Origin of the sequence: Variovorax atrisoli 110B (assembly GCF_000382045.1) — a bacterium.
Classification (GTDB): Bacteria; Pseudomonadota; Gammaproteobacteria; order Burkholderiales; family Burkholderiaceae_C; genus Variovorax; species Variovorax atrisoli.
In genome coordinates this window covers 58,342-77,466 of the sequence record NZ_KB907466.1, presented here as the reverse complement: position 1 = coordinate 77,466, position 19,125 = coordinate 58,342, and the positions used below count along the sequence as shown (strand labels likewise).

Below are 19,125 nucleotides of genomic sequence, written 5' to 3'. Positions count from 1 at the left end.
CATTTGGCCGCGCAATAGTGCGTGCATACGCAGGCACCAAGAGGCATTTGTGCGGATAGTGTCGGCCAAAAAAACAGGGCCATAACCGAGGATCTGCGGGCAATTGCCCGCATGAGGAAAGGTGCGTCAAAAAATGAAAGCATTTCGACGGGAAATATTGTCGCGCTTCAAATCCGGATGGAAAGACCCCGTGGGAAACCTCCATTCGGAGGAGTCGCTCGTACCGCAGGGCTGGGACATCGAGGCAGGCGCTGCCATGTCGCGCGGTCGATCTCGATCAGGGTCGCAATCCGGAATCAACCATTCGCCATTGCTGAAGGTCGCGAAAAGATCGGTGGACATCAGCGCGGCCCTTTTCTTCTTCATCGCCTTCGGCTGGCTTTTCGTGCTGCTGGGGCTTTGCGTCTTCGCGAGCTCGGGTGCGCCGGTGCTCTATTACCAGCCGAGGTACGGCAAGAACGGGCGCGTATTCCGCTTCTACAAATTCCGCTCGATGATCGCCAATTCGGCGCAGGTGCTGGAGGAACACCTGAAGAACGACCCCGAGGCGCGGCGCCAGTGGGACGAATACCAGAAGCTCGACCACGATCCGCGCATCACACGTTTCGGCAAATTCATCCGCAAGACCAGCCTGGACGAATTGCCGCAATTCTGGAACGTGCTGGTGGGCGACATGAGCCTGATCGGCCCGCGTCCCTGCATGCTGGAGCAGAAGGAGCTCTACGGCCAGAGCTGGTCGCACTACTGCGCGGTGCGGCCCGGCATCACCGGCCTCTGGCAGGTCAGCGGGCGCAACCAGCTGACCTACAACGCGCGCGTCGCGCTCGACGTGAGGTATGTCGAAACCCTTTCCGTCGGGAAGGACCTCGACATCTTCTTCAGGACCATCTGGGTGGTCGCTGCCGGTCACGGGTCGCGGTGAGTTCCGCCATTCCCTGCTGACCGGCTGCCGGCTCCGACCCCGCCGGCCGGAGCAAGTCTTTCACGCAGTCCGCGCCGCAAGGCCGGACAGACCTTCCTTCGCTTTGGAATCGATCGGATCGGAATCCACATGCCGATGAGCCACGCCATTGCAGCGCCGGCCGCGCAAGCACGCCCCCCGATGGCCGCGGGAAGAAGGGGCTCGCGCCGCTTCAACCCGTATTCCGTGGCGGGAGTGCTGATCGTGCTCGTGTACGTGGTCATCTACGCGTTCTTCAGGGAGATGCTTCCCGAGAAATGGAGCGTCGACTCGGCCAAGATCCTCGAGATCCTGAATTACGGCGGCACGGACGAAATGGACAATTCGTTCGCCGTGACGGCTGCGCTTTTCAGCATCATCGGATCGAACAATCTCGACGTATTCACCTGCGCCAGCAGCGCGGTATTTCTTTTCTTTGCGACGCGCAATATCCGCCGGGCCGGTGATTTCTTTTCCAGGCTGCTGCTGATCGCGCCCTGCATCATGCTGAACATGTTTGCGCCGTCGAAGGAGACGGTGGTGCTCATCATGACCATGTGCATCACGGTGACGACGATCTATTTCCGGACATCGAAATTCCTCACCATCGGCGCATTCCTGGGCCTTTATGCGATCTACGGTGTTTTCGTCCGGAATTACTATCTCCTGATCGTCGGCGCGTTCTTCGCCGTGCACTGGCTCTGGCGGCGGCCGCTCAAATACCATTTACTGGCCGCGATCCTGGCCGCCGGCGCCATCATGGCGGCGCCTTCCAATCTCCTGCAGACGCTGCAATCGCCGCGCGACACCTCCAATGCGTACGCGGAGCAGATCGGCAGCGACAACCGCACGGCATTCACCAATATCGCCTCGCCCGCCACCGGTCCCGGCTTCCTGGTGAATTACGTCTATGCGGCGACGGTGCTGATCACACCCGTCATCTATTTCCACACGCCGAGCGATGCGTTCATGCAGATGATGATCGTGGCGATGCTGCTCATCCTCTACAAGGCGCGGCGAAGGTCGAGGCGGAATCCGGGGGAATTCGAGCCCCGTTTCTTCGGCAGCCTTTTCGTCGCCCACATCCTCGTCCAATTGATATTCGAACCGGACCTCGGCAGTTTCACCCGGCACCTGACCTCGGTGATGCTTTATCTGATCGCCATCAAGGTTTCCGGAAATCAGAGACCTGCTGCAGGTATTCCAAGATGAAAAAGATCCTGATCTGCGCTGTGCCCTTCAGCGACAACCTGGGCGACGGCGTCATCGCGGCGTCGCTGGCCCACATCGCGGCCATGAAGTACCCGGAGGCGAAGGTCGAGTTCCTCGACATCGCCGGGCGCGTGGGCTTCGACGAATCCAACCTTCGCGGCGGCGGCGCCTTCGGCATCTTCCAGAAGCTGCCCTCGCTGCTGCGCTCCGCCATCGTCTTCGCCTACTGCCTCAAGAACTACCTGCTGAGCTGGCGCCGGCAATGGCAGGCGGCGGTGGCCGATGCCGACCTGGTGCTGATCGGCGGCGGCCAGCTCTTCTGCGACGTGGCGCTGAACTTCCCGTCGAAGCTCTTCTTCCTGGGAAGGCTGCTGCGAGGAAAGCGGGTGGCGGTGGTGTCGGTCGGCGTCACGGGCAGGTGGTCGTTCTGGGGAAGGCTGCTCGTGGGCAAGTTCTTCCAGAACGCCGCGCCGGTCTACTACGCCACGCGCGACGTGGACTCGGCCAACAACCTGCACGCGTTCTTCCGCATCCCGCGCAGCCGCATCAGCGTGGTGCCCGATCCGGCACTGGTCTGCGCGAGCGCCTTCTCCGAGGAACTGTCGTCCGAGAAGAAGTGGGACGTGGGCATCTGCGTCAGCAGCCTCGACGCGCTGGTGATGAACTCCGAATACGGCAGCAAGCGCGCCGGCGGCTCGGCCGAGTTCTTCTCGGGCCTCGCGCAGGCCTTGCGGGCCGAGGGCGCGCGGGTGCTGTACTTCACCAACGGCGCGGCGGAGGACAACCGCGTGCTCGCCGAGATCTCCGAGCGCACCGCGGCGGCGGACGATTTCTCCTTCGCCGTGCCGAAGCGCCCCGACGACCTGGTCGCGCTGATCAGCGCCTGCTCCTGCATCGCGGCGCACCGGCTGCACGCGAACATCGTCGCCTACAGCCTGAGCATCCCGTCCATCGGCATGAACTGGGACAAGAAGGTCGAGTCCTTCTTCCGGCTCACGAACCGCACCGAGTTCCTGTTCGGCCTCTCGCCGCGCCATGACGAGTTGAAGGCCAGCGTGCTGAACCTGCTTCGGCAGCGCAACGACCCGCACCGGCTGGGCGAACTCCAGTCCGAAGTCATCGCCGGCACCCACGCACTGATCTGAGCAGCGAGGAGCGAGAAAGCCATGAAAGTCCTGCACGTCGCGGAAACGCTCAAGGGCGGGCTGGAGACCTATCTCCGGATCGTCTCGAACTTCCAGCGCAACTCGCCGGAGATCAGCCAGGTGAAGTTCATCCTGCCCGGGCAGGTCGACTGGCTGAGCCCCGAGAGCGCGCACGTGGTGCCCACCGCGCGCAGCCCGCTGTCGCTGGTGGGCTACGCCAAGCGGGTGAAGAAGATCATCGAGTCGGAGCGGCCCTCGGTGCTGCACCTGCACAGCTCGATCGCCGGCGGCATCGTGCGCTCGATGGCGCTGCTGGGCCAGATCCCGCGCGAGGTGAAGATCGTCTACTGCTCGCACGGCTGGGCCTTCGACCAGGCAGCGTCGCGCTACAAGAAGTCGGCCTACCGCTGGATCGAGCGGCTGCTGTCCTCGCGCAGCGACGCCATCATCTGCATCAGCCGCCACGAGGTGCGGATCGCGGCCGAGTCGGGCATACGGCGCTGCACCTGCATTCCCAACGGCATCGATGCCGTGAGCACCGCAGCGCCCCCCGCGCCCGAGCCACAGCCGCCCGAGGGCGCCGGCAGGCCTGCGCCGCGCACCATCCTGTTCGTCGGCCGGCTCGACCGGCAGAAGGGCATCGACCTGCTGCTGGACGCCTACGCCCGCGTGCGGCCCGACTTCAGGCTGATCGTGGTCGGCGACGCGGTGCGCAAGGACCTGCAGCTCGCCCAGCCCGAGCGCGTCGAGTTCAAGGGCTGGCTCGAGAAGGACGCGCTCGACGCGGTCTATCAGTCGTGCGACGCCATCGTCGTGCCCTCGCGCTGGGAAGGCTTCGGGCTGGTCGCGGTCGAGGCGATGGCCAGGAGCAAGGCGGTGTTCGCATCGGCCGTCGGTGGCCTGGTCGACATCGTCGAGAACGGCCGCAGCGGCCGGCTCTTCGAGCTGGAGCACATCGACCAGATGCTGCGCGAGATCGACCGCATGCCCATCGAGACCCTGCGCGAGATGGGCCGGACAGGCCGGCGGATCTTCGAGGAGAAGTTCACTTCGCAGCGCATGAACGCCGCCATCGTCGACCTGTACAAGGAGTCGGTACTGCCATGAAGAAGAAGACCCTCGCCAGCCTGCTGGGCGCCCTGCTCTTCGCGGCCGCCTCGATCGTGCCGGCCGCTTCGGCACATGCCAGGGGCATCGGCACGCTGAGTTCGGAGTACCCGGTCTCCCTGAGCGTGCAGATCGATCCCGCGACCATCACCGACGACGACCTGCGCGAGATCCGTGCGGCCGGCTTCGAGTTCGTGCGCTTCGGCGTGCGTCCGCCGATCAGGAGCGTGAATCCGGCGCTCACCGACTATTCGAAGCTGATCCAGCGCGTGCGCAAGGCCAGGCTCGATGCCATGGTCACGCTGTTCGGCGGCAAGGAGATCTGGGGCCACGAGCCCGGCGACATGCGCGGCGGCGGTGGCGGCAGCGGCAGCGGCAGCGGCAGCAAGGAAGACCGCTTCGCCGACTTCGCGGCCGACTTCATCAAGGCGCACTCGGCCGACGTCGCCATCTGGGAAGTGTGGAACGAGCCCGACAACAAGACCTTCCTGCAGCCCGCTCTGGTGCGCGACTTCGGCGCGGCCACCTCGGCGCTGTGCGAGCGGCTCGCGCAGCGGCAGATCCGCCCGGACATCATCGTCGGCTTCGGCTTCGCGAAGCTGCCCTTCGTCGGCGGCGGGGGAGGCGGCGGTGGGGGGAAGGTGCCCTCGGAGCTGGAAGACGCCTTCGTCTCCGCCGCGCGCAGCGACTGCCTGACGGACATCTCCATCCACCCCTACCGTTCGGTGCCCGAGACCGCGCTGGCCGACTACCAGAGGCTGCGCGCGCAGCTCGACAGGCGCCAGCTGAACAAGACCGGCATCGTCGCCTCCGAATGGGGCTACGCCTCGTACATGCCGGTGCGCAACCAGGGCGCGCAGGCTTCGCTGATCTTCAGGGAGTACCTGATCAACGTCGCGGCCGGCATCCGGCTGCTGAACCTGTACTCGTGGCGCGACCGCGGCCAGTCGTACTTCTCCAAGGAGGACAACTTCGGGCTCATGTCGAAGTCCGGCGAGAAGAAGGAGGCCTACTCGGCGCTGACCGAGTTCCTGAAGATCGCGCGGCACTCGCAGAAGGTCTCCTACGAGGACGCGCGCGGCGCGAGCCGGCTGGTGCTGCGCCGCGGCGAGTCGATGCTGCACGTGGTCTGGACGCAGGGCGCGGAGCAGAGCGTGTCGGTACCCGCGACCGCAGGCGCGAAGTGCACGCGCGTCGACTTCTTCCCGCAGATGCGCGAAGGCAGCTGCGGCAGCCGTTCGGGCGAGGGCTTCAGCGTGAAGGCGACCTCCAGCCCGGTGCTGCTTTCCATCTCGGGCTAGGTGGATGAAGCAACGGCTCTCCGGACTCGGCAAACGCCTCGGCGGTCCCATCTATGCCGTCGCCGACCAGTGCATCTACAGCGCGAGCCAGCTGCTGCTCAGCTTCGCGCTGGCCCGCGTGCTCTCGCCCGCGGACTTCGGCGTGGCCTCCGCGTTCCTCGCGGTGATCAGCTTCCAGTACATCCTGCACATGGCGATGGTGCACGAGCCCCTGCTGATCCGGCGCCACTACGCCGACCGCTCCTCCGCCTGGCTGACCTGGGCGCTGGTGGTGCTGTTCTCGCTGCTGGGCTTCCTGGCATGGCAGATCGCCGCGTTCCCGGGGCAGCTGCACTGGGTGGGCGTGGCGCTGATCGTGGGCTACGAGATCTTCTGGATCTCGCGCAGCCTGCTGCTCGCGGGGCGGCGCTACGGCGTGTTGTGCGTCTCGGGCGCGCTGATCTCGGCGGGCTACGTCGTCGTGCTGAATGCCGCCAGGCCCGCGGGCTGGAAGGAGGCGCTGCTGCTGGTCTCGGTGCTGCAGCTGCCCTTTCTCTTCCTGGTGCTCGCGAACACGCGCCACACCGTCCTTCCGCTGCCGGCCGCGAAGAACGCCCACGGCCTGACGGCGCGCGAATCGATGGCCTACGGCTGGAAGGCCAGCCTCTCGCAGTTCATGAGCTGGATCATGACCGGCGGCGCCATCCTGCTGCTGGGCTCCTCGGCCGATGCCGAGCAGGGCGGCCTGCTGAAGATCTACATCACCTTCCTGCTGCCGATGCAGTACGTGCTGTCGGCGCTGGGCTACTACCTGCTGCCGCAGCTGGCGGCCAACTGGAAGTCGGCGGACGACGCCCGGAGGAAGAAGTCGCTGCGCGACTTCACCGGCTTCGTGCTGCTCGGCTTCGTGGTCGCCGAGGCCGTGGGCGTGGCGCTTGGCCTGCTGGGGCCGCACCTCGTGGTGCTGGCCTTCGGCGCGAACTACCGGGGCATGGACTTCTCGCCCTTCTTCTACGCGCCCGCGATCTTCGGGCTCACCATGTGCCTGCGCACCGGCTTCAGGGCAGCGTCGCGGCCGGGCGCCCTGCTGCTGTGCTCGGTGGTGGGTGCGGTTGTGTTCGCGGTCGCGATGCTCGCGGCCGGACGGCCCGTCTCCTACATCCAGACCATCCACGCCATGACGTGGGGCTTCGCCTGCATGGCCGCGCTGATGGTCGGCTGGCTGTTCTTCCTGGTGCGGGCGAGCGGGGCTGACGGGAACAAAGGGGAGCAACGCGCCTGAAGCCCCAAGGGCCGGCGCCGGACGAGGAGATCCTGATGAGCAACCCACTGCTTCGCGGCGTGAGTTTCGACGAGCGCCTCCGGTTCCTGCGGGATGGCGTCGTGTGCCTGCGCGGTATCGTCTCGCCCGAATGGATAGAGCTGGCGCGCGCCGGCCTCCGACAGCGGCGCGACGGCCTGCTGCTGCAGCACGTGGTGTCCGAATCGGGCGCCAGCGAGATCGCCGGCCAGCTGACGGTGAACCGCCGGCTGGGCTGGACCTGCGACGAACTGCTCTTCGACAAGGACGTGAGCGCCGCGACCGCAGCGCACTGGCACCAGGACGTGTCCTGCGGGCTGGCCGACAGCCACCGCATCGTCCACCTGTGGATGCCGGTGGACCACATGCCGCGCGAGACCGCGCCGGAAGTGGTGCGCGGCTCCCACCTCTGGAAGACCGGCTACCGGATCGCAGGCCAGTCCGGTGAAGCGCCGGCCATCGATCTGCCCGACATCGAATCCAACCGCGGCGCCTTCGACATCGTGGGCTACGAGGTCGACCCGGGCGACGTGGTGGCCTTCAACCACCGTTCGCTCCACCACTCTGGCCCGGTCATGAGCTTCGGCGAGAAGCACCGCGCCTTCGCGATCCTGTGCGCCGACGACGAGCTTCTGGCGCTGGCGCTGGGGCTGAACCGGCAGCCCGCGGCCATGCAGGCGTTCCGCGCGGCCTAGGACGCGTTCACCAGAACTTCTCGGGCGTGGCCGAAAGCGTCTCGGTGCAGCGCGCCACGGCCTTGGCGCGCTCCTCGCGCAGCCGCTGCCAGTTGTCGGCCTGCCACTCGTTCCATGCGACCGGCTCCGACTGATAGAAGCACGCGGCCGGCGGACGCATGAAGCCCGCGCGGCCGAGCTCGGCGCCGAACTTCAGGCGATACAGCTCGTCCGAGCCGGTCAGGTTCTCGTAGACCAGGTGCCAGGAGCCCGGAAGCAGCGGCGTGTCCGCCACCGCCTGCACCTTGCGCGCCTCCTCGATCTCCTCGGGCGTGGAGCCGTCTGTCAGGGCCGTGGCGTAGGCCGCCTCGGCGCGCTTGCGGTAGATGTCGGTGGCGACCTTGCTGAGCGCATCGTTCAGCTCGCTGATGGCGGGGTTGACGCCCAGCGGGTCGTCCTTGAGCGCCTCCAGCGTGGTGCCGCCGAGGTCGTCCTTCGAGAAGCCCTGCGCGCCGACGCTCACGCCGCCCGCGATGACCGACAGCGCGATGTTCAGCGCCACCTGCCCCGCGATGTTGTTCATCGTGTTCTCGCGGCGGACCACGCGAAGCTGTTCGATTCCGGGCTTGTACATGCCCCGGCTGAAGCGCACGCGGGTCTGAGGTGCCGCTGGCGCGGCAGCTGCGACCGCTTCGACAGGTGCGGCGGGCGATATGGGTGCGACAGGCACGGCCGGCGCGTCTGCGACGGCCTCCGTGGCTTGCGATCGCTGCGGGTCCGCGGGTGCCGCCGCGTCGGTTTCGGCGTGCGCCGCGACGGCGGCGACCGCCAGCGCGATGCCGCATGCGCGCCAGGCGGCGCGCGCTCCCTGTTTCTTCGAAATCATGTGAACGAAATTCCTCCCGGCGCGGATTGTCTCCGAGCCCCGGGGGCCAGCGTCCGCAGCACGGCATCGAGCACCAGCCCGTGGTCCGGTGGACGGGACTGGAGCCAGTCGTGCAGCTTGTGCCCCGCGCCTTCGAGCCGCACGACCTCGACGGACTCGGCCCTGCGGGCCCTGCGCTCGTACTGGTCGAGGACCTGCGCGGGAATCACGGCGTCCTGCGTTCCGTGGACCAGCAGCAGGCGGCCCTCGAAGCCTTCGAGCGCCGTGAAGGCCGGCGAGCTCGCGTAGTCCACGGTCGAGCGCAGGATCTGCTGGAAGCTCGGGCCGAAGGGCGCGTCCTGGGCCGGGGCCACATAGGCTGCCGGGCAGAAGAGCACCAGCGCGGGCGGCTGCAGCCGCTCGATCAGGGAGCACGCGACGTGGCCGCCCATGCTCGTGCCGATCAGCGAGAGCAGCCGCCCCGGCGCCACGTGGCCGGCCACGGCCAGCGCCTGCGCCATGCGTTCGTTCAGGCTGGAGCCTTCGACCTGGCCGGTGCTGTCTCCATGACCGGAGAAGTCGAAGGAGGCGCTCGCGACGCCATCGCGCGCCAGAGCCGAGAGAAGGTACTGGATGCCGCGCCGCGAGGACTGGCCGCCGCCGTGCAGAGCCAGCACGCTCGGCGCGTCGCCAGCGGCGTTGCCGGTGACCGTGCCGCGCAGCGTTTGATCGGCCGCATCAACGGAGAAGTCGTCGTTCATCGCGCGAGCATGACACGGCCCGCCCGCCCTCTCAGGCGGCATCACCGGCGACAACGCGGCCCGGAGTCTCCCTCGCCGGCATCGTCACCCACCACGCCGCGCAGACGATCAGCAAGCCCCCCGCCCAGCCCCACGGCCCGATGCGCTCGCCGAAGCCGCAGGCCGCGATCAGCGCGCCGAACACCGGCTCGCTGCCCATCAGCAGCGACACGCGGCTCGGGCTCGAACGCGAGGCCGCATGGTTCTGCGCGAAGAAGGCGAAGACGGTGCACAGCAGCACGAGGTAGGCCATGCCCCACCAGAAAGAGGCCGTGGCAGGCGGAACGTGCCATGCGCCGCCGGCCGGCGCGGCGACGAGCGCGAGCGCCCCCGCGCCGAGGGCCATCACGCCCGACTGCACCGCCGTCAGCGTCAGCGCCGGCATCGCATGGTGCCCGGCGAGCCGTCGCGTCATGCAGACCATCACGGCGCGCAGGAAGGCCGCGATCACCATCAGGCCGTCGCCCCAGCCCACCGAGAGTTCCGCGGGCGAAGTGGCCGAGAGCATCGCCGCGCCCAGCGCCGACAGGCCGGCAGCCCGGAACATGCGCGGCGCCGGCCGCTGCCCCAGCAGCCACCATTCGACGAAGGGCGTGAGCGCGACGCACAGGCTGATGAGGAAGGCGGCATTGCTGGCCGTGGTGAGCGACACGCCGAAGGTCTCGCAGACGAAGATCGCCAGCAGGTTCGCACCGAGCAGGCCGCCGACGGCGAGGCCCCTCTGCCACCCGACGCCGAACAGCGGCTTCAGCGCGGGCAGCAGCACGAGGAAGGTCAGCCCGAAGCGCAGCGCGATGAACTCCAGCACCGGCAGCTGCTGCGTCGCCTGCTTGGCCACTGCGTAGCTGCCGCCCCACACCGCCGCCACCAGCAGCAGCATGACTTCGGCGAGGCCGATGCCCGCCGGCCTCTTCGTCTTTGAATCCATACTTCGCCTGCGCCGTCCGTGAACATTTCCGAGAGCCCGACGCATCCGTCGGGCATGGAATTGTTCCGGGCATCACCCGGGCCGCACAGGCGTCGGCCGGAACAGGACTATTGCGTCGTGGGAACGAATTCATTTCTCAAGGTGCTGCCGGAGATGGTGACCTTCGTTCGGGTCGCCGAGCTCGGCAGCTTCTCGGCCGCGGCCGACCTGCTGGGCATGACGCCTTCGGCAGCGAGCCGGCAGGTGAAGCGGCTCGAGAAGGAGATCGGCGTCCAGCTGCTGCAGCGCACCACGCGCCAGCTGCGGCTGACCGAGCCCGGCGCCGAGGCCTTCGCGCGCTGCCGCGAGCTGGTGCTGGCGGCGCAGGGTGCGATGGAGATCGGACAGCAGTTCGCAGCAGGCCCGAGCGGGCTGGTGCGCATCAGCGCGCCCAAGGCCTTCGCGCGGCGCGTGCTGCATGCGCACGTCCTCGAGTTCCTGCGGCGCTACCGCGACGTGGACGTGCAGCTCATCGTGGCCGACCGCGACGTCGATCCGATCCGCGAAGGCGTCGACCTGGTGGTCCGGCTGACGACGAAGCCGCCCGAGGGGCTGGTGGCGCGCCGGCTGATGCCGGTGGCGCACATCCTCTGCGCCTCGCCGCGCTACCTGGCGGCGCATGGCCCCATCGAGCACCCGCGCGACCTCGCGGCCCACAGCTGCCTTTCGCTGGGCGAGCACGAGCGCGACAACCACTGGCGGTTCGGCAGGGAAGAAGGAGGCAAGAACAAGGAGGAGGAGGACGAGGAAGCGGAAGTCATCGTGCGCGGCCGCTATGTCTCGAACCACAGCGAAGTGCGGCTCGAAGGCGCGCTAGCGGACCTTGGCGTGGCCGTGGTGCCGGCCTTCGTCGCGCAGCAGGCGCTGGATGCGGGCAGCCTCGTTCGCGTGCTGCCCGGCTGGGAGTACCGCGGCAACTACCGCGGGCACGCGTACATCCTGTACCCGCCCAACCGCTTCATGGCGCCCAAGTGCAGGGCGCTGGTCGATCACCTGGTGAGCGCGCTCAGTGCTTCTTCAGCAGGACGCGCACAGCCTCCGGCAGGGAGTTGACCTGCGGCATGAAGTGGTCGAGCAGCGCGCCCAGCGCCACCGCGCAGATCACCGCGCCCAGCAGTGGCTTCCAGGTGAGCCGCACGGCGGCCATGAGCCAGCCCTCGCGCGCCACGCGCACCGCCGCGCGCGCCGACACGTAGGAGAACGCGATCTCGATGGCCACGGCCAGCAGCGCGTCCCAGCTGAAGTACAGCAGCACCAGCGAGCCCGCGCCGAACAGGATGGCCGCGCAGATCAGGAAGACGGCAATCACCGGGATGACGACCACCGCGCCCTCGTCCGCACCGCCGGCCACGTCGAGCGCGCCGCTGGCGACGTCGGAGAGGCCGCTGCCGCCACCGCCACCCCCGCCATCGCCCGGGGCCTTGCCGATGCCCGTGTGGCTGTGCGAACTGCCGCCGCGTCCGCCGCCGAACTCGAAGTCGGGCGCGTCGACGTCGAAGTCGAGCCCTCGCTCCTCGACGAGGCGCTTCGCCCACCAGCGCAGCACCAGGAGATAGCCCAGGTACCCCACGCCCAGCGTGAGGAAATAGCGCACCGCGAGCGAATCGACGTGCAGCAGGTGCATCTGCAGCGCAGAGACGCCCCACATGAGCAGCAGCGTGAAGCTGCCGATGAGGATGCCGTGCGTGCGCAGGCTGTACTTGCGGTGCAGCTCGCGCTCGAGCTGCGTTTCCCACAGGCGCACGGAGCGCCAGTTGGAAAGGATCTTCACGGCCTCAGGCGGGTTCCGGCTCGGCGAAGGGCACGCGCGGCGCCACCGCGCACATGAGTTCGTAGCCGATGGTGCCGCCGGCCTTCGCAACCTCGTCGATGGGCAGCACGGCGCCCGTCCTGGCCGACTTGCCCCACAGCGTGACCTCGCTGCCGAACTGCGCATCGGGCACGCCCGTGAGGTCGACGGTGATCATGTCCATGCTCACGCGCCCGACCATGCGGGTGCGCACGCCGTTGACCAGCACCGGCGTGCCGGTGCCGCAGTGGCGCGGATAGCCGTCGGCATAGCCGACCGCCGCCACGCCGATGGTGAGCGGCCCTTCGGCCGTGAAGTTGGAGCCGTAGCCGACGGTGTCGCCGGCCTTCAGGGTCTGCACCGACAGCAGCCTGGTCGACAGCGTCATGGTGGGCTGCAGCTGCCAGTGGGCCGCGTCGTGCTCGGGGTAGTCGGGCGCGACGCCATAGAGCATGACGCCGGGGCGCACCCAGTCGCCGCGCGTGCGGTCGGGGTGGCGCAGCGTGGCGGCGCTGTTGGCGATGGAGCGCTCGCCCGGCAGGTCGCGGGTGGCGCGCTCGAAGGCTTCCAGCTGGTGGTCGATGCCGCGCTTGCCGTCGGCATCACTGAAGTGGGTCATGAGGGAGATCTCGTCGACCTGGGTGAGCGCGTTGAGGCGGGTCCAGGCGGCGCCGAAGCGCTCGGGCGTGAAGCCCAGGCGGTTCATGCCGGAGTTCATCTTGAGGAACACGCGCTGCGGCTTGAGGGTCTTGTGGGCGGCGAGCATGTCGATCTGCTCGTCGCAGTGCACGGTGTGCCAGAGGTCCAGGCGCGAGCACAGCTCCAGGTCGCGGGCCTCGAACACGCCCTCCAGCAGCAGCACCGGGCCGCGCCAGCCGAGGGCGCGCACGCGCTCGGCCTCGGCCAGGTCGAGCATCGCGAAGCCGTCGGCGCCTCGCAAACCCTCATAGACCCGCTCGATGCCGTGGCCATAGGCGTTGGCCTTGACGACGGCCCAGACGCGGGATTCGAGGGCCGAGCGGCGCGCCCGCTCGAGGTTGTGGCGCAGGGCTTCGGTATGGACGGTGGCGAGGATCGGGCGCGGCATGAAGGGTTTCCGGAGAGGGCTCGGCAGGAGGCCGGGACAATGCAGACCACGTTTTAGCATCTTCGGGAATGGGGTCGAACACGGTGGGGATGCAGGATTGCGCGTCGCACCCCCGTGCTATAACCGCCCATTCGCCCTCTACGCGACACTTTTTCACTACCGCCAGCAGACCTGATGCACGTCTCTGGCCAGCCAGCCCATCGATGAAGCGCGGTTTCTACACGATCATGTCGGCCCAGTTCTTTTCGTCGCTGGCCGACCAAGCGCTTTTCGTTGTTGCGGTCGATCTCATGCGGAGTTCGGGCGCGCCCGAATGGCAGCGCGCGGCGCTGGTGCCCATCTTCGCTGTCTTCTATGTGGTGCTGGCCCCGCTGGTGGGCGCCTTCGCCGACGCCCTGCCCAAGGGCAAGGTGATGTTCATCAGCAACGCCATCAAGGTGCTGGGCTGCCTGATGATGCTCTTCGGCTCGCACCCGCTGCTGTCGTATTCGATCGTGGGGCTCGGCGCCGCGGCGTACTCGCCGGCCAAGTACGGCATCCTCACCGAGCTGCTGCCGGCATCGCAGCTGGTCAAGGCCAACGGCTGGATCGAGGGCCTGACCATCGCGTCGATCCTGCTGGGCATCGTGCTGGGCGGCACGCTGGTGGGGCATGCGGTCTCCAGCAAGCTGCTGGCCTTCGACCTGCCCCTCATCGACACCGGCATCGACACGCCGGCCGAAGCGGCGCTCACGGTGCTGATCTTCGTCTACATGCTGGCGGCCTGGTTCAACACGCGCATCCCGCACACCGGCGTCGAGATGCGTCCGCTGCGCTCCAATCCCGAGCACGGCCTGATGCGCAACGTCGCCGCCCTGCTGCCCGACTTCTGGCACTGCAACGCCCGCCTGTGGCGCGACCGCCTGGGCCAGATCTCGCTCGCCACCACCACGCTCTTCTGGGGCGCGGGCGGCAACCTCAAGTACATCGTGCTGGCCTGGGCCTCGCTGGCGCTGGGCTACAACACCACGCAGGCCTCGGCGCTGACGGGCGTAGTGACCATCGGCACCGCCGTGGGCGCGATCGTCGCCTCGATGCGCATGCGGCTGGACATGGCCACGCGCGTGATCCCCATGGGCATCGCGATGGGCCTGATGGTGATCTGCATGAACTTCATCGGCAACGTGTGGCTGGCGGTGCCCTTCCTCATCCTGCTGGGCGGCCTGGGCGGCTTCCTGGTGGTGCCGATGAACGCGCTGCTGCAGCACCGCGGCCACAACCTGATGGGCGCGGGCCGTTCCATCGCGGTGCAGAACTTCAACGAGCAGGCGTGCATCCTCCTGCTGGGCGGCTTCTACAGCGTGTGCACGGGCCTCGGACTCTCGGCCTACGGCGCCATCAGCGCCTTCGGCCTCGTGGTGGCGGGCTGCATGTGGATCATCAAGCGCTGGCACGAGAACAACCTCAAGAAGTATCCCGAGGAAGTGGAGCACCTGCTCGCCATCGCCCGCAGCGACAAGCACCACTGAATCCCCCAGGCTGCGCGCACTTCGTGTCGCTGCGCCGACCCCCTCGCCGGGGGCGGCACCGGAGGCCCGGCGAAGCCGGTTCCTCGGCGCCCCTTGAACAACTCGCGCCCCAATGCCTGCACTTGCCCTGCTACTGAACGCCTTCGTCTGGGGCGTCTCCTGGTTCCCCTTCCGACAGATCGCGGGCCACGGCCTGCATCCGCTGTGGACCACCTGCCTGATCTACACGGCCATCGCCGTGCTGATGGGCGTGCTGCGCCGGCATGCCTGGAAAGGCTTCGCGGCCTTCCCGATGCTGCCGGTGCTGGGCCTGGCGGCAGGCTTCACCAATGTGGGCTTCAACTGGGCCGTGACGCAGGGCGACGTGGTGCGCGTGGTGCTCCTCTTCTACCTGATGCCGCTATGGAGCGTGCTGCTGGCCTGGCTGCTGCTCGGCGAGCGGCCCACCGGCGGTGCGCTCGCGCGGGTGGCGCTTGCGCTCACGGGCGTGGCGGTGGTGCTGAAGGCCCCCGGCGCCGACTGGCCGGTGCCGTCGAGCCTGCCCGACTGGCTGGGCGTGGCGGCGGGCTTCGGCTTCGCCGTCACCAACATCGCGCTGCGCCATCTGCGGCAGGCGCCCGGCGAGTCGCGCGCGCTGGCGATGTTCTGCGGCTGCGCCTTCGTGGCCGGCGTAGCGGCGATGGGCGGCACCGCGCTCGGCGCGTTCGATTCGCCGCTGCGCGCCGCGCCGGGCTGGCTGGGCTGGGCCGCGCTGCTGGGCACGGCCTTCGTCCTCGCCAACGTGTGCCTGCAGTACGGTGCGGCGCGGCTCACGGCCTCGGCGACCTCGGTGATCATGCTGTCGGAGGTGCTGTTCGCGAGCGTCTCCTCCGTGGCACTGGGCGCGGCCGCGATGGACTCGCGCATCCTCGTGGGCGGCTCGCTGATCGTGCTCGGCGCGGTCTGGGCGGCGTTTGCGCGAACGCCCGTGCGGCGCGATGATCGCGCCACTTCGTCTCCCACCTGAGGAAAAACAGCATGGCCAGCGTCTACGACTTCGAAGCCAACCTGATCGACGGCAAGCCGGTGAAGCTCTCCGCCTTCAAGGGCAAGGTGCTGCTGATCGTCAACACCGCCAGCAAGTGCGGCTTCACGCCGCAGTTCGCGGGACTGGAGGCGCTGCACGAGAAGTACGCCGACAAGGGCCTCGCGGTGCTGGGCTTCCCCTCCAACCAGTTCGGCGGCCAGGACCCGGGCACCAACGAGGAGATCGGCGCCTTCTGCATGAAGAACTACGGCGTGAGCTTCCCGATGATGGAGAAGATCGACGTGAACGGCGCGAACGCCGCTCCGCTCTACAAGTGGCTCACGAAAGAGAAGCCGGGCCTTCTGGGCAGCACGGCCATCAAGTGGAACTTCACGAAGTTTCTCATCGGCCGCGACGGCACCGTGATCAAGCGCTACGCGCCGCTGGACACGCCGGCTTCGCTGGAGCGCGACGTCGAGGCCGCGCTGGCCGCGGCCTGAGCGGCCATCCGCTGCTGCGTCAGAACCTGAAGTCGGCCGTCTTCGGCCCGCCGCCCACCGTCACGGTCTGGCTCTTCACCGCGCCGCCGGGCGCCGCGACGTCGATCACGTAGCGCCCGTTGGGCACGTCGACCAGGCAGACCGGGCCGCTCGCGCGGAACGCCAGCGCAGCGGCGCTGCCGGCGTCGCCGCCCTTGATGGTCACGTCCACGTTCGCCATGTAGGCGCCGTCGGCGCGCGCGAACAGCAGCGCGAGCGGATGCTCCTTCATGGCCGCGCGCATCGCCGTCGATTCGTCGGAGCCGATGCCGCCGCAAACGTAGCGCGCCGACCCTGCGCCCTGCCACTGGGGCATGGCGCCCTGGGCCTGCGCGGCCATCGCGCCGCCCGCGCAGAGGCAGGCCAGCAGGACGCGACGCAGCGTGGCGGAGGTAGTGGATGCGGGCAGAAGGTGGGACATGGCGCTTTCTCCTTGCAGATTCGGTGCGGCCATGATGCGCCGCGGACCGGCGCCGCGCGAGTCGGACCAGCCCCCTCCCGCTTGTCCGACGGCGCCTGCGATCAGCCCTTGCCAGGCGCCAGCGCCGCGTCCAGCAGCTCGACCCAGTGCCGCACGGGCGTGTCCTCGCTGCCGCTTTGCAGATGGGTGATGCAGCCGATGTTGGCCGAGGCGATCACCGACGGACGAAGCTGCTTCAGGTGGCCCAGCTTGCGGTCGCGCAGCGGGTAGGCCAGCTCGGGCTGCAGCACCGAGTAGGTACCGGCCGAGCCGCAGCACAGGTGCGATTCGTTCATCGCCACGCGCATGTCGAAGCCCAGCGCGCGCAGGTGCGCCTCGACGCCGCCGCGCAGCTTCTGGCCGTGCTGCAGCGTGCACGGCGGGTGGTAGGCCACCACGCCCTCGGGCGCCTTCACGCGCGCCTTCAGCGCGGGCACGATGTCGGGCAGCAGCTCGCCCAGGTCGCGCGTGAGTTCGCTGATGCGCGCGGCCTTCAGCGCATAGGCCGCGTCGTGCTGCAGCATGTGGCCGTACTCGCGCACGGTGACGCCGCAGCCCGAGGCATTCATGACGATGGCCTCGACCTCGTTGCGCTCCACGAGCGGCCACCACGCGTCGATGTTGGCGCGCATCTGGGCCTTGCCGCCCTCCTGGTCGTTCAGGTGGAACTTCACCGCGCCGCAGCAGCCGGCCTCGGGCGCGATCACCGCCTGGATGCCGGCCGCGTCGAGCACGCGCGCGGTGGCGGCGTTGATGTTGGGCATCATCGACGGCTGCACGCAGCCCGCGAGCATCAGCACCTTGCGCGCATGCGTGGCCGTGGGCCATGCGCCGGCCTCCTGCTTCGCCGGCACCTTGGCCTTCAGCGCCTCGGGCAGCAGCCCGCGCACCGACTGGCCCAGCTTCATCGCGGGGCCGAAGAGCGGGGACGGCAGGCCTTCCTTGAGCACCCAGCGCTGTGCGGACTCCATCGCGGGCCGCGGCACCTTCTCGTCGACGATCCTGCGGCCGATGTCGACCAGGTGGCCGTACTGCACGCCGCTCGGGCAGGTGCTCTCGCAATTGCGGCAGGTGAGGCAGCGGTCGAGGTGCAGCTGCGTGCTGCGCGTCGGCTCCTTGCCCTCGAGCACCTGCTTGATGAGATAGATACGCCCGCGCGGACCATCGAGCTCGTCGCCGAGCAGCTGGTAGGTCGGGCAGGTGGCGGTGCAGAAGCCGCAGTGCACGCACTTGCGCAGGATGGCCTCGGCCTCGCGGCCTTCGTCGGTGCCTTTGAATTCGGGGGCGAGCTCGGTTTGCATGTCTTCTGTTCTTGTTCTCAGTGGGCGGGCAGCAGGCGGCCGCGGTTGAAGATGCCGTGCGGATCGAACTCGCGCATCAGCGCGCGCTGGATGCGCTCGACGGGTGCGCTCAGCGCGTCGAAGCGCGGCGCGACGGCCCCCGGCGCGCCAGTGCCCGGCATGCGGAACAGCGTGGCATGGCCGCCCGCCGCACGCGCGATCTCGCGGATGCGCGCGGCCTGCGAGGGCGGCGCCTTGTACCAGCGCTGGCCGCCGTGCCATTCGATCAGCGGCGCGGCACCGTCGATCGACAACACCGGCGCGGTCTGCGGCACCGACACGCGCCAGAGCGCATCGGGCCCCTCGCCGGTGGCGAACCACGGCAGCTGCTGGTCGCGCAGCGATTGCCAGTCGGCGGCGGCGCGCGCGTTGTCCTTGCGCTCGCCGCCCAGGTGTTCGCACGCGGCTTCCACGGCGGCGACCGCACCGCGCAGCCGCAGGTAGAGCGCGCCCGCCCCGGCGTATTCGAACCAGCAGCTCGCGTTCAGCGGCAGCGGCCGGCCGCCCCATTCGTTGAGCAGCCGCAGCGCATCGGCCTGGGTACAGGCGAACTCCAGCGTGGCCTCGGCGGGCGGTACGGGAAGCACCTTGAGACTGACCTCGGCGATCACGCCCAGCGTGCCGAGCGAACCGGCGAGCACGCGCGAGACGTCGTAGCCGGCGACGTTCTTCATCACCTGGCCGCCGAAGCTCAGCACCTCGCCGCGGCCGTTGACCAGCGTGGCGCCGAGCACGTAGTCGCGCACCGAACCGACGCTGGCGCGCGCCGGGCCGCTGAGTCCGGCAGCGACCATGCCGCCCACCGTGCCGCCGCTGCCGAAGCACGGCGGCTCGAAGGGCAGGCACTGACCCTTCTCGGCGAATGCGGCTTCGAGTTCGGCCAGCGGGGTGCCCGCGCGAACGGTGACGACCAGCTCGCTCGGTTCGTAGCTCGTGATGCCGGCGAGGTCCGCGGTGCTCAGCACTTCGCCTTGCGGTATCTCGCCATAGAAGTCCTTCGTGCCGCCGCCGCGAATGCACAGCGGCTCGGCTTCTGCAGCTGCGGCACGAATTCGCTCGACCATGTGGTTCAGTGCGGTGTCGATGCTCATCGTGGGCTCCGTATT

General features: G+C 68.6%; 19 protein-coding genes. 11 read left to right on the top strand and 8 right to left on the bottom strand.

Going from position 1 to position 19,125, the window contains the following annotated elements:
- Positions 1–256 precede the first annotated feature (256 nt).
- The 7 genes from G369_RS0131105 (at position 257) to G369_RS0131075 (ending at position 7,679) form a co-directional block, all read left to right on the top strand.
- Positions 257–922, top strand: a complete 666-nt coding sequence (locus G369_RS0131105; RefSeq protein WP_038116462.1) for a sugar transferase — start codon at positions 257–259, stop codon at positions 920–922.
- Between the two features lie 129 nt (positions 923–1,051).
- Positions 1,052–2,152 carry a hypothetical protein gene (locus tag G369_RS0131100; protein WP_244164407.1) on the top strand — a complete coding sequence of 367 codons (1,101 nt, stop codon included), beginning with the start codon at positions 1,052–1,054 and terminating at the stop codon, positions 2,150–2,152.
- Positions 2,149–3,297 carry a polysaccharide pyruvyl transferase family protein gene (locus tag G369_RS0131095; RefSeq protein ID WP_019657985.1) on the top strand — a complete coding sequence of 383 codons (1,149 nt, stop codon included), beginning with the start codon at positions 2,149–2,151 and terminating at the stop codon, positions 3,295–3,297. The genes G369_RS0131100 and G369_RS0131095 overlap by 4 nt, the downstream gene beginning before the upstream one ends.
- Positions 3,298–3,318: 21 nt before the next feature.
- Entirely contained in the window at positions 3,319–4,404 is a 1,086-nt protein-coding gene (locus G369_RS0131090) for a glycosyltransferase (RefSeq protein WP_019657984.1), read from the top strand.
- Entirely contained in the window at positions 4,401–5,705 is a 1,305-nt protein-coding gene (locus G369_RS0131085; RefSeq protein WP_019657983.1) for a hypothetical protein, read from the top strand. The genes G369_RS0131090 and G369_RS0131085 overlap by 4 nt, the downstream gene beginning before the upstream one ends.
- Before the next feature lie 4 nt (positions 5,706–5,709).
- Entirely contained in the window at positions 5,710–6,966 is a 1,257-nt protein-coding gene (locus G369_RS0131080; RefSeq protein ID WP_019657982.1) for an oligosaccharide flippase family protein, read from the top strand.
- Between the two features lie 35 nt (positions 6,967–7,001).
- Entirely contained in the window at positions 7,002–7,679 is a 678-nt protein-coding gene (locus G369_RS0131075; RefSeq protein ID WP_019657981.1) for a phytanoyl-CoA dioxygenase family protein, read from the top strand.
- 7 nt (positions 7,680–7,686) lie between these two features.
- Here G369_RS0131075 and G369_RS0131070 read toward each other — a convergent pair whose 3' ends face one another.
- The 3 genes from G369_RS0131070 to G369_RS0131060 are packed head-to-tail and all read right to left on the bottom strand — an operon-like array spanning position 7,687 to position 10,251.
- Positions 7,687–8,544, bottom strand: a complete 858-nt coding sequence (locus tag G369_RS0131070; RefSeq protein ID WP_019657980.1) for a hypothetical protein — start codon at positions 8,542–8,544, stop codon at positions 7,687–7,689.
- Positions 8,541–9,284 (bottom strand): alpha/beta hydrolase family protein, encoded by a 744-nt coding sequence (locus G369_RS0131065; RefSeq protein WP_019657979.1) that lies wholly within the window; start codon positions 9,282–9,284, stop codon positions 8,541–8,543. The genes G369_RS0131070 and G369_RS0131065 overlap by 4 nt, the downstream gene beginning before the upstream one ends.
- A gap of 31 nt (positions 9,285–9,315) precedes the next feature.
- Positions 9,316–10,251, bottom strand: a complete 936-nt coding sequence (locus tag G369_RS0131060; RefSeq protein WP_019657978.1) for a DMT family transporter — start codon at positions 10,249–10,251, stop codon at positions 9,316–9,318.
- Between the two features lie 117 nt (positions 10,252–10,368).
- Between G369_RS0131060 and G369_RS0131055 the strand changes: the two genes are divergently transcribed.
- Complete coding sequence (locus tag G369_RS0131055) at positions 10,369–11,343, top strand: LysR family transcriptional regulator (RefSeq protein WP_019657977.1); 975 nt, start codon at positions 10,369–10,371, stop codon at positions 11,341–11,343.
- Here G369_RS0131055 and G369_RS0131050 read toward each other — a convergent pair.
- Together G369_RS0131050 and alr are read right to left on the bottom strand one after the other, a co-directional pair.
- Positions 11,297–12,061, bottom strand: coding sequence for a hypothetical protein (locus G369_RS0131050; protein ID WP_019657976.1), 765 nt, complete (start codon positions 12,059–12,061; stop codon positions 11,297–11,299). The genes G369_RS0131055 and G369_RS0131050 overlap by 47 nt on opposite strands.
- A gap of 4 nt (positions 12,062–12,065) precedes the next feature.
- Positions 12,066–13,166, bottom strand: coding sequence for an alanine racemase (alr, locus tag G369_RS0131045; protein ID WP_019657975.1), 1,101 nt, complete (start codon positions 13,164–13,166; stop codon positions 12,066–12,068).
- A gap of 203 nt (positions 13,167–13,369) precedes the next feature.
- Here alr and lplT point away from each other — a divergent pair, with 203 nt between their 5' ends.
- The 3 genes from lplT to G369_RS0131030 all read left to right on the top strand — a co-directional run bounded on the left by lplT (position 13,370) and on the right by G369_RS0131030 (position 16,180).
- The gene (gene lplT / locus G369_RS0131040; protein ID WP_019657974.1) at positions 13,370–14,674 is read left to right on the top strand and encodes a lysophospholipid transporter LplT; all 1,305 of its coding nucleotides are present in this window, start codon (positions 13,370–13,372) and stop codon (positions 14,672–14,674) included.
- A 112-nt stretch (positions 14,675–14,786) separates the two neighbouring features.
- A complete protein-coding gene (locus G369_RS0131035) occupies positions 14,787–15,680 on the top strand; it encodes a DMT family transporter (protein ID WP_019657973.1) in 894 nt (297 codons plus the stop codon).
- Positions 15,681–15,691: 11 nt separating this feature from the next.
- Complete coding sequence (locus G369_RS0131030) at positions 15,692–16,180, top strand: glutathione peroxidase (protein WP_019657972.1); 489 nt, start codon at positions 15,692–15,694, stop codon at positions 16,178–16,180.
- A gap of 19 nt (positions 16,181–16,199) precedes the next feature.
- Here the strand turns inward: G369_RS0131030 and G369_RS0131025 are convergent, their stop codons facing one another.
- The 3 genes from G369_RS0131025 to glcE form a co-directional block, all read right to left on the bottom strand.
- Positions 16,200–16,640, bottom strand: a complete 441-nt coding sequence (locus tag G369_RS0131025; protein ID WP_019657971.1) for a peptidase associated/transthyretin-like domain-containing protein — start codon at positions 16,638–16,640, stop codon at positions 16,200–16,202.
- A 101-nt stretch (positions 16,641–16,741) separates the two neighbouring features.
- Positions 16,742–17,980, bottom strand: a complete 1,239-nt coding sequence (gene glcF / locus G369_RS0131020; RefSeq protein ID WP_019657970.1) for a glycolate oxidase subunit GlcF — start codon at positions 17,978–17,980, stop codon at positions 16,742–16,744.
- Between the two features lie 17 nt (positions 17,981–17,997).
- Complete coding sequence (gene glcE, locus G369_RS0131015) at positions 17,998–19,110, bottom strand: glycolate oxidase subunit GlcE (RefSeq protein ID WP_019657969.1); 1,113 nt, start codon at positions 19,108–19,110, stop codon at positions 17,998–18,000.
- Positions 19,111–19,125: the final 15 nt, after the last annotated feature.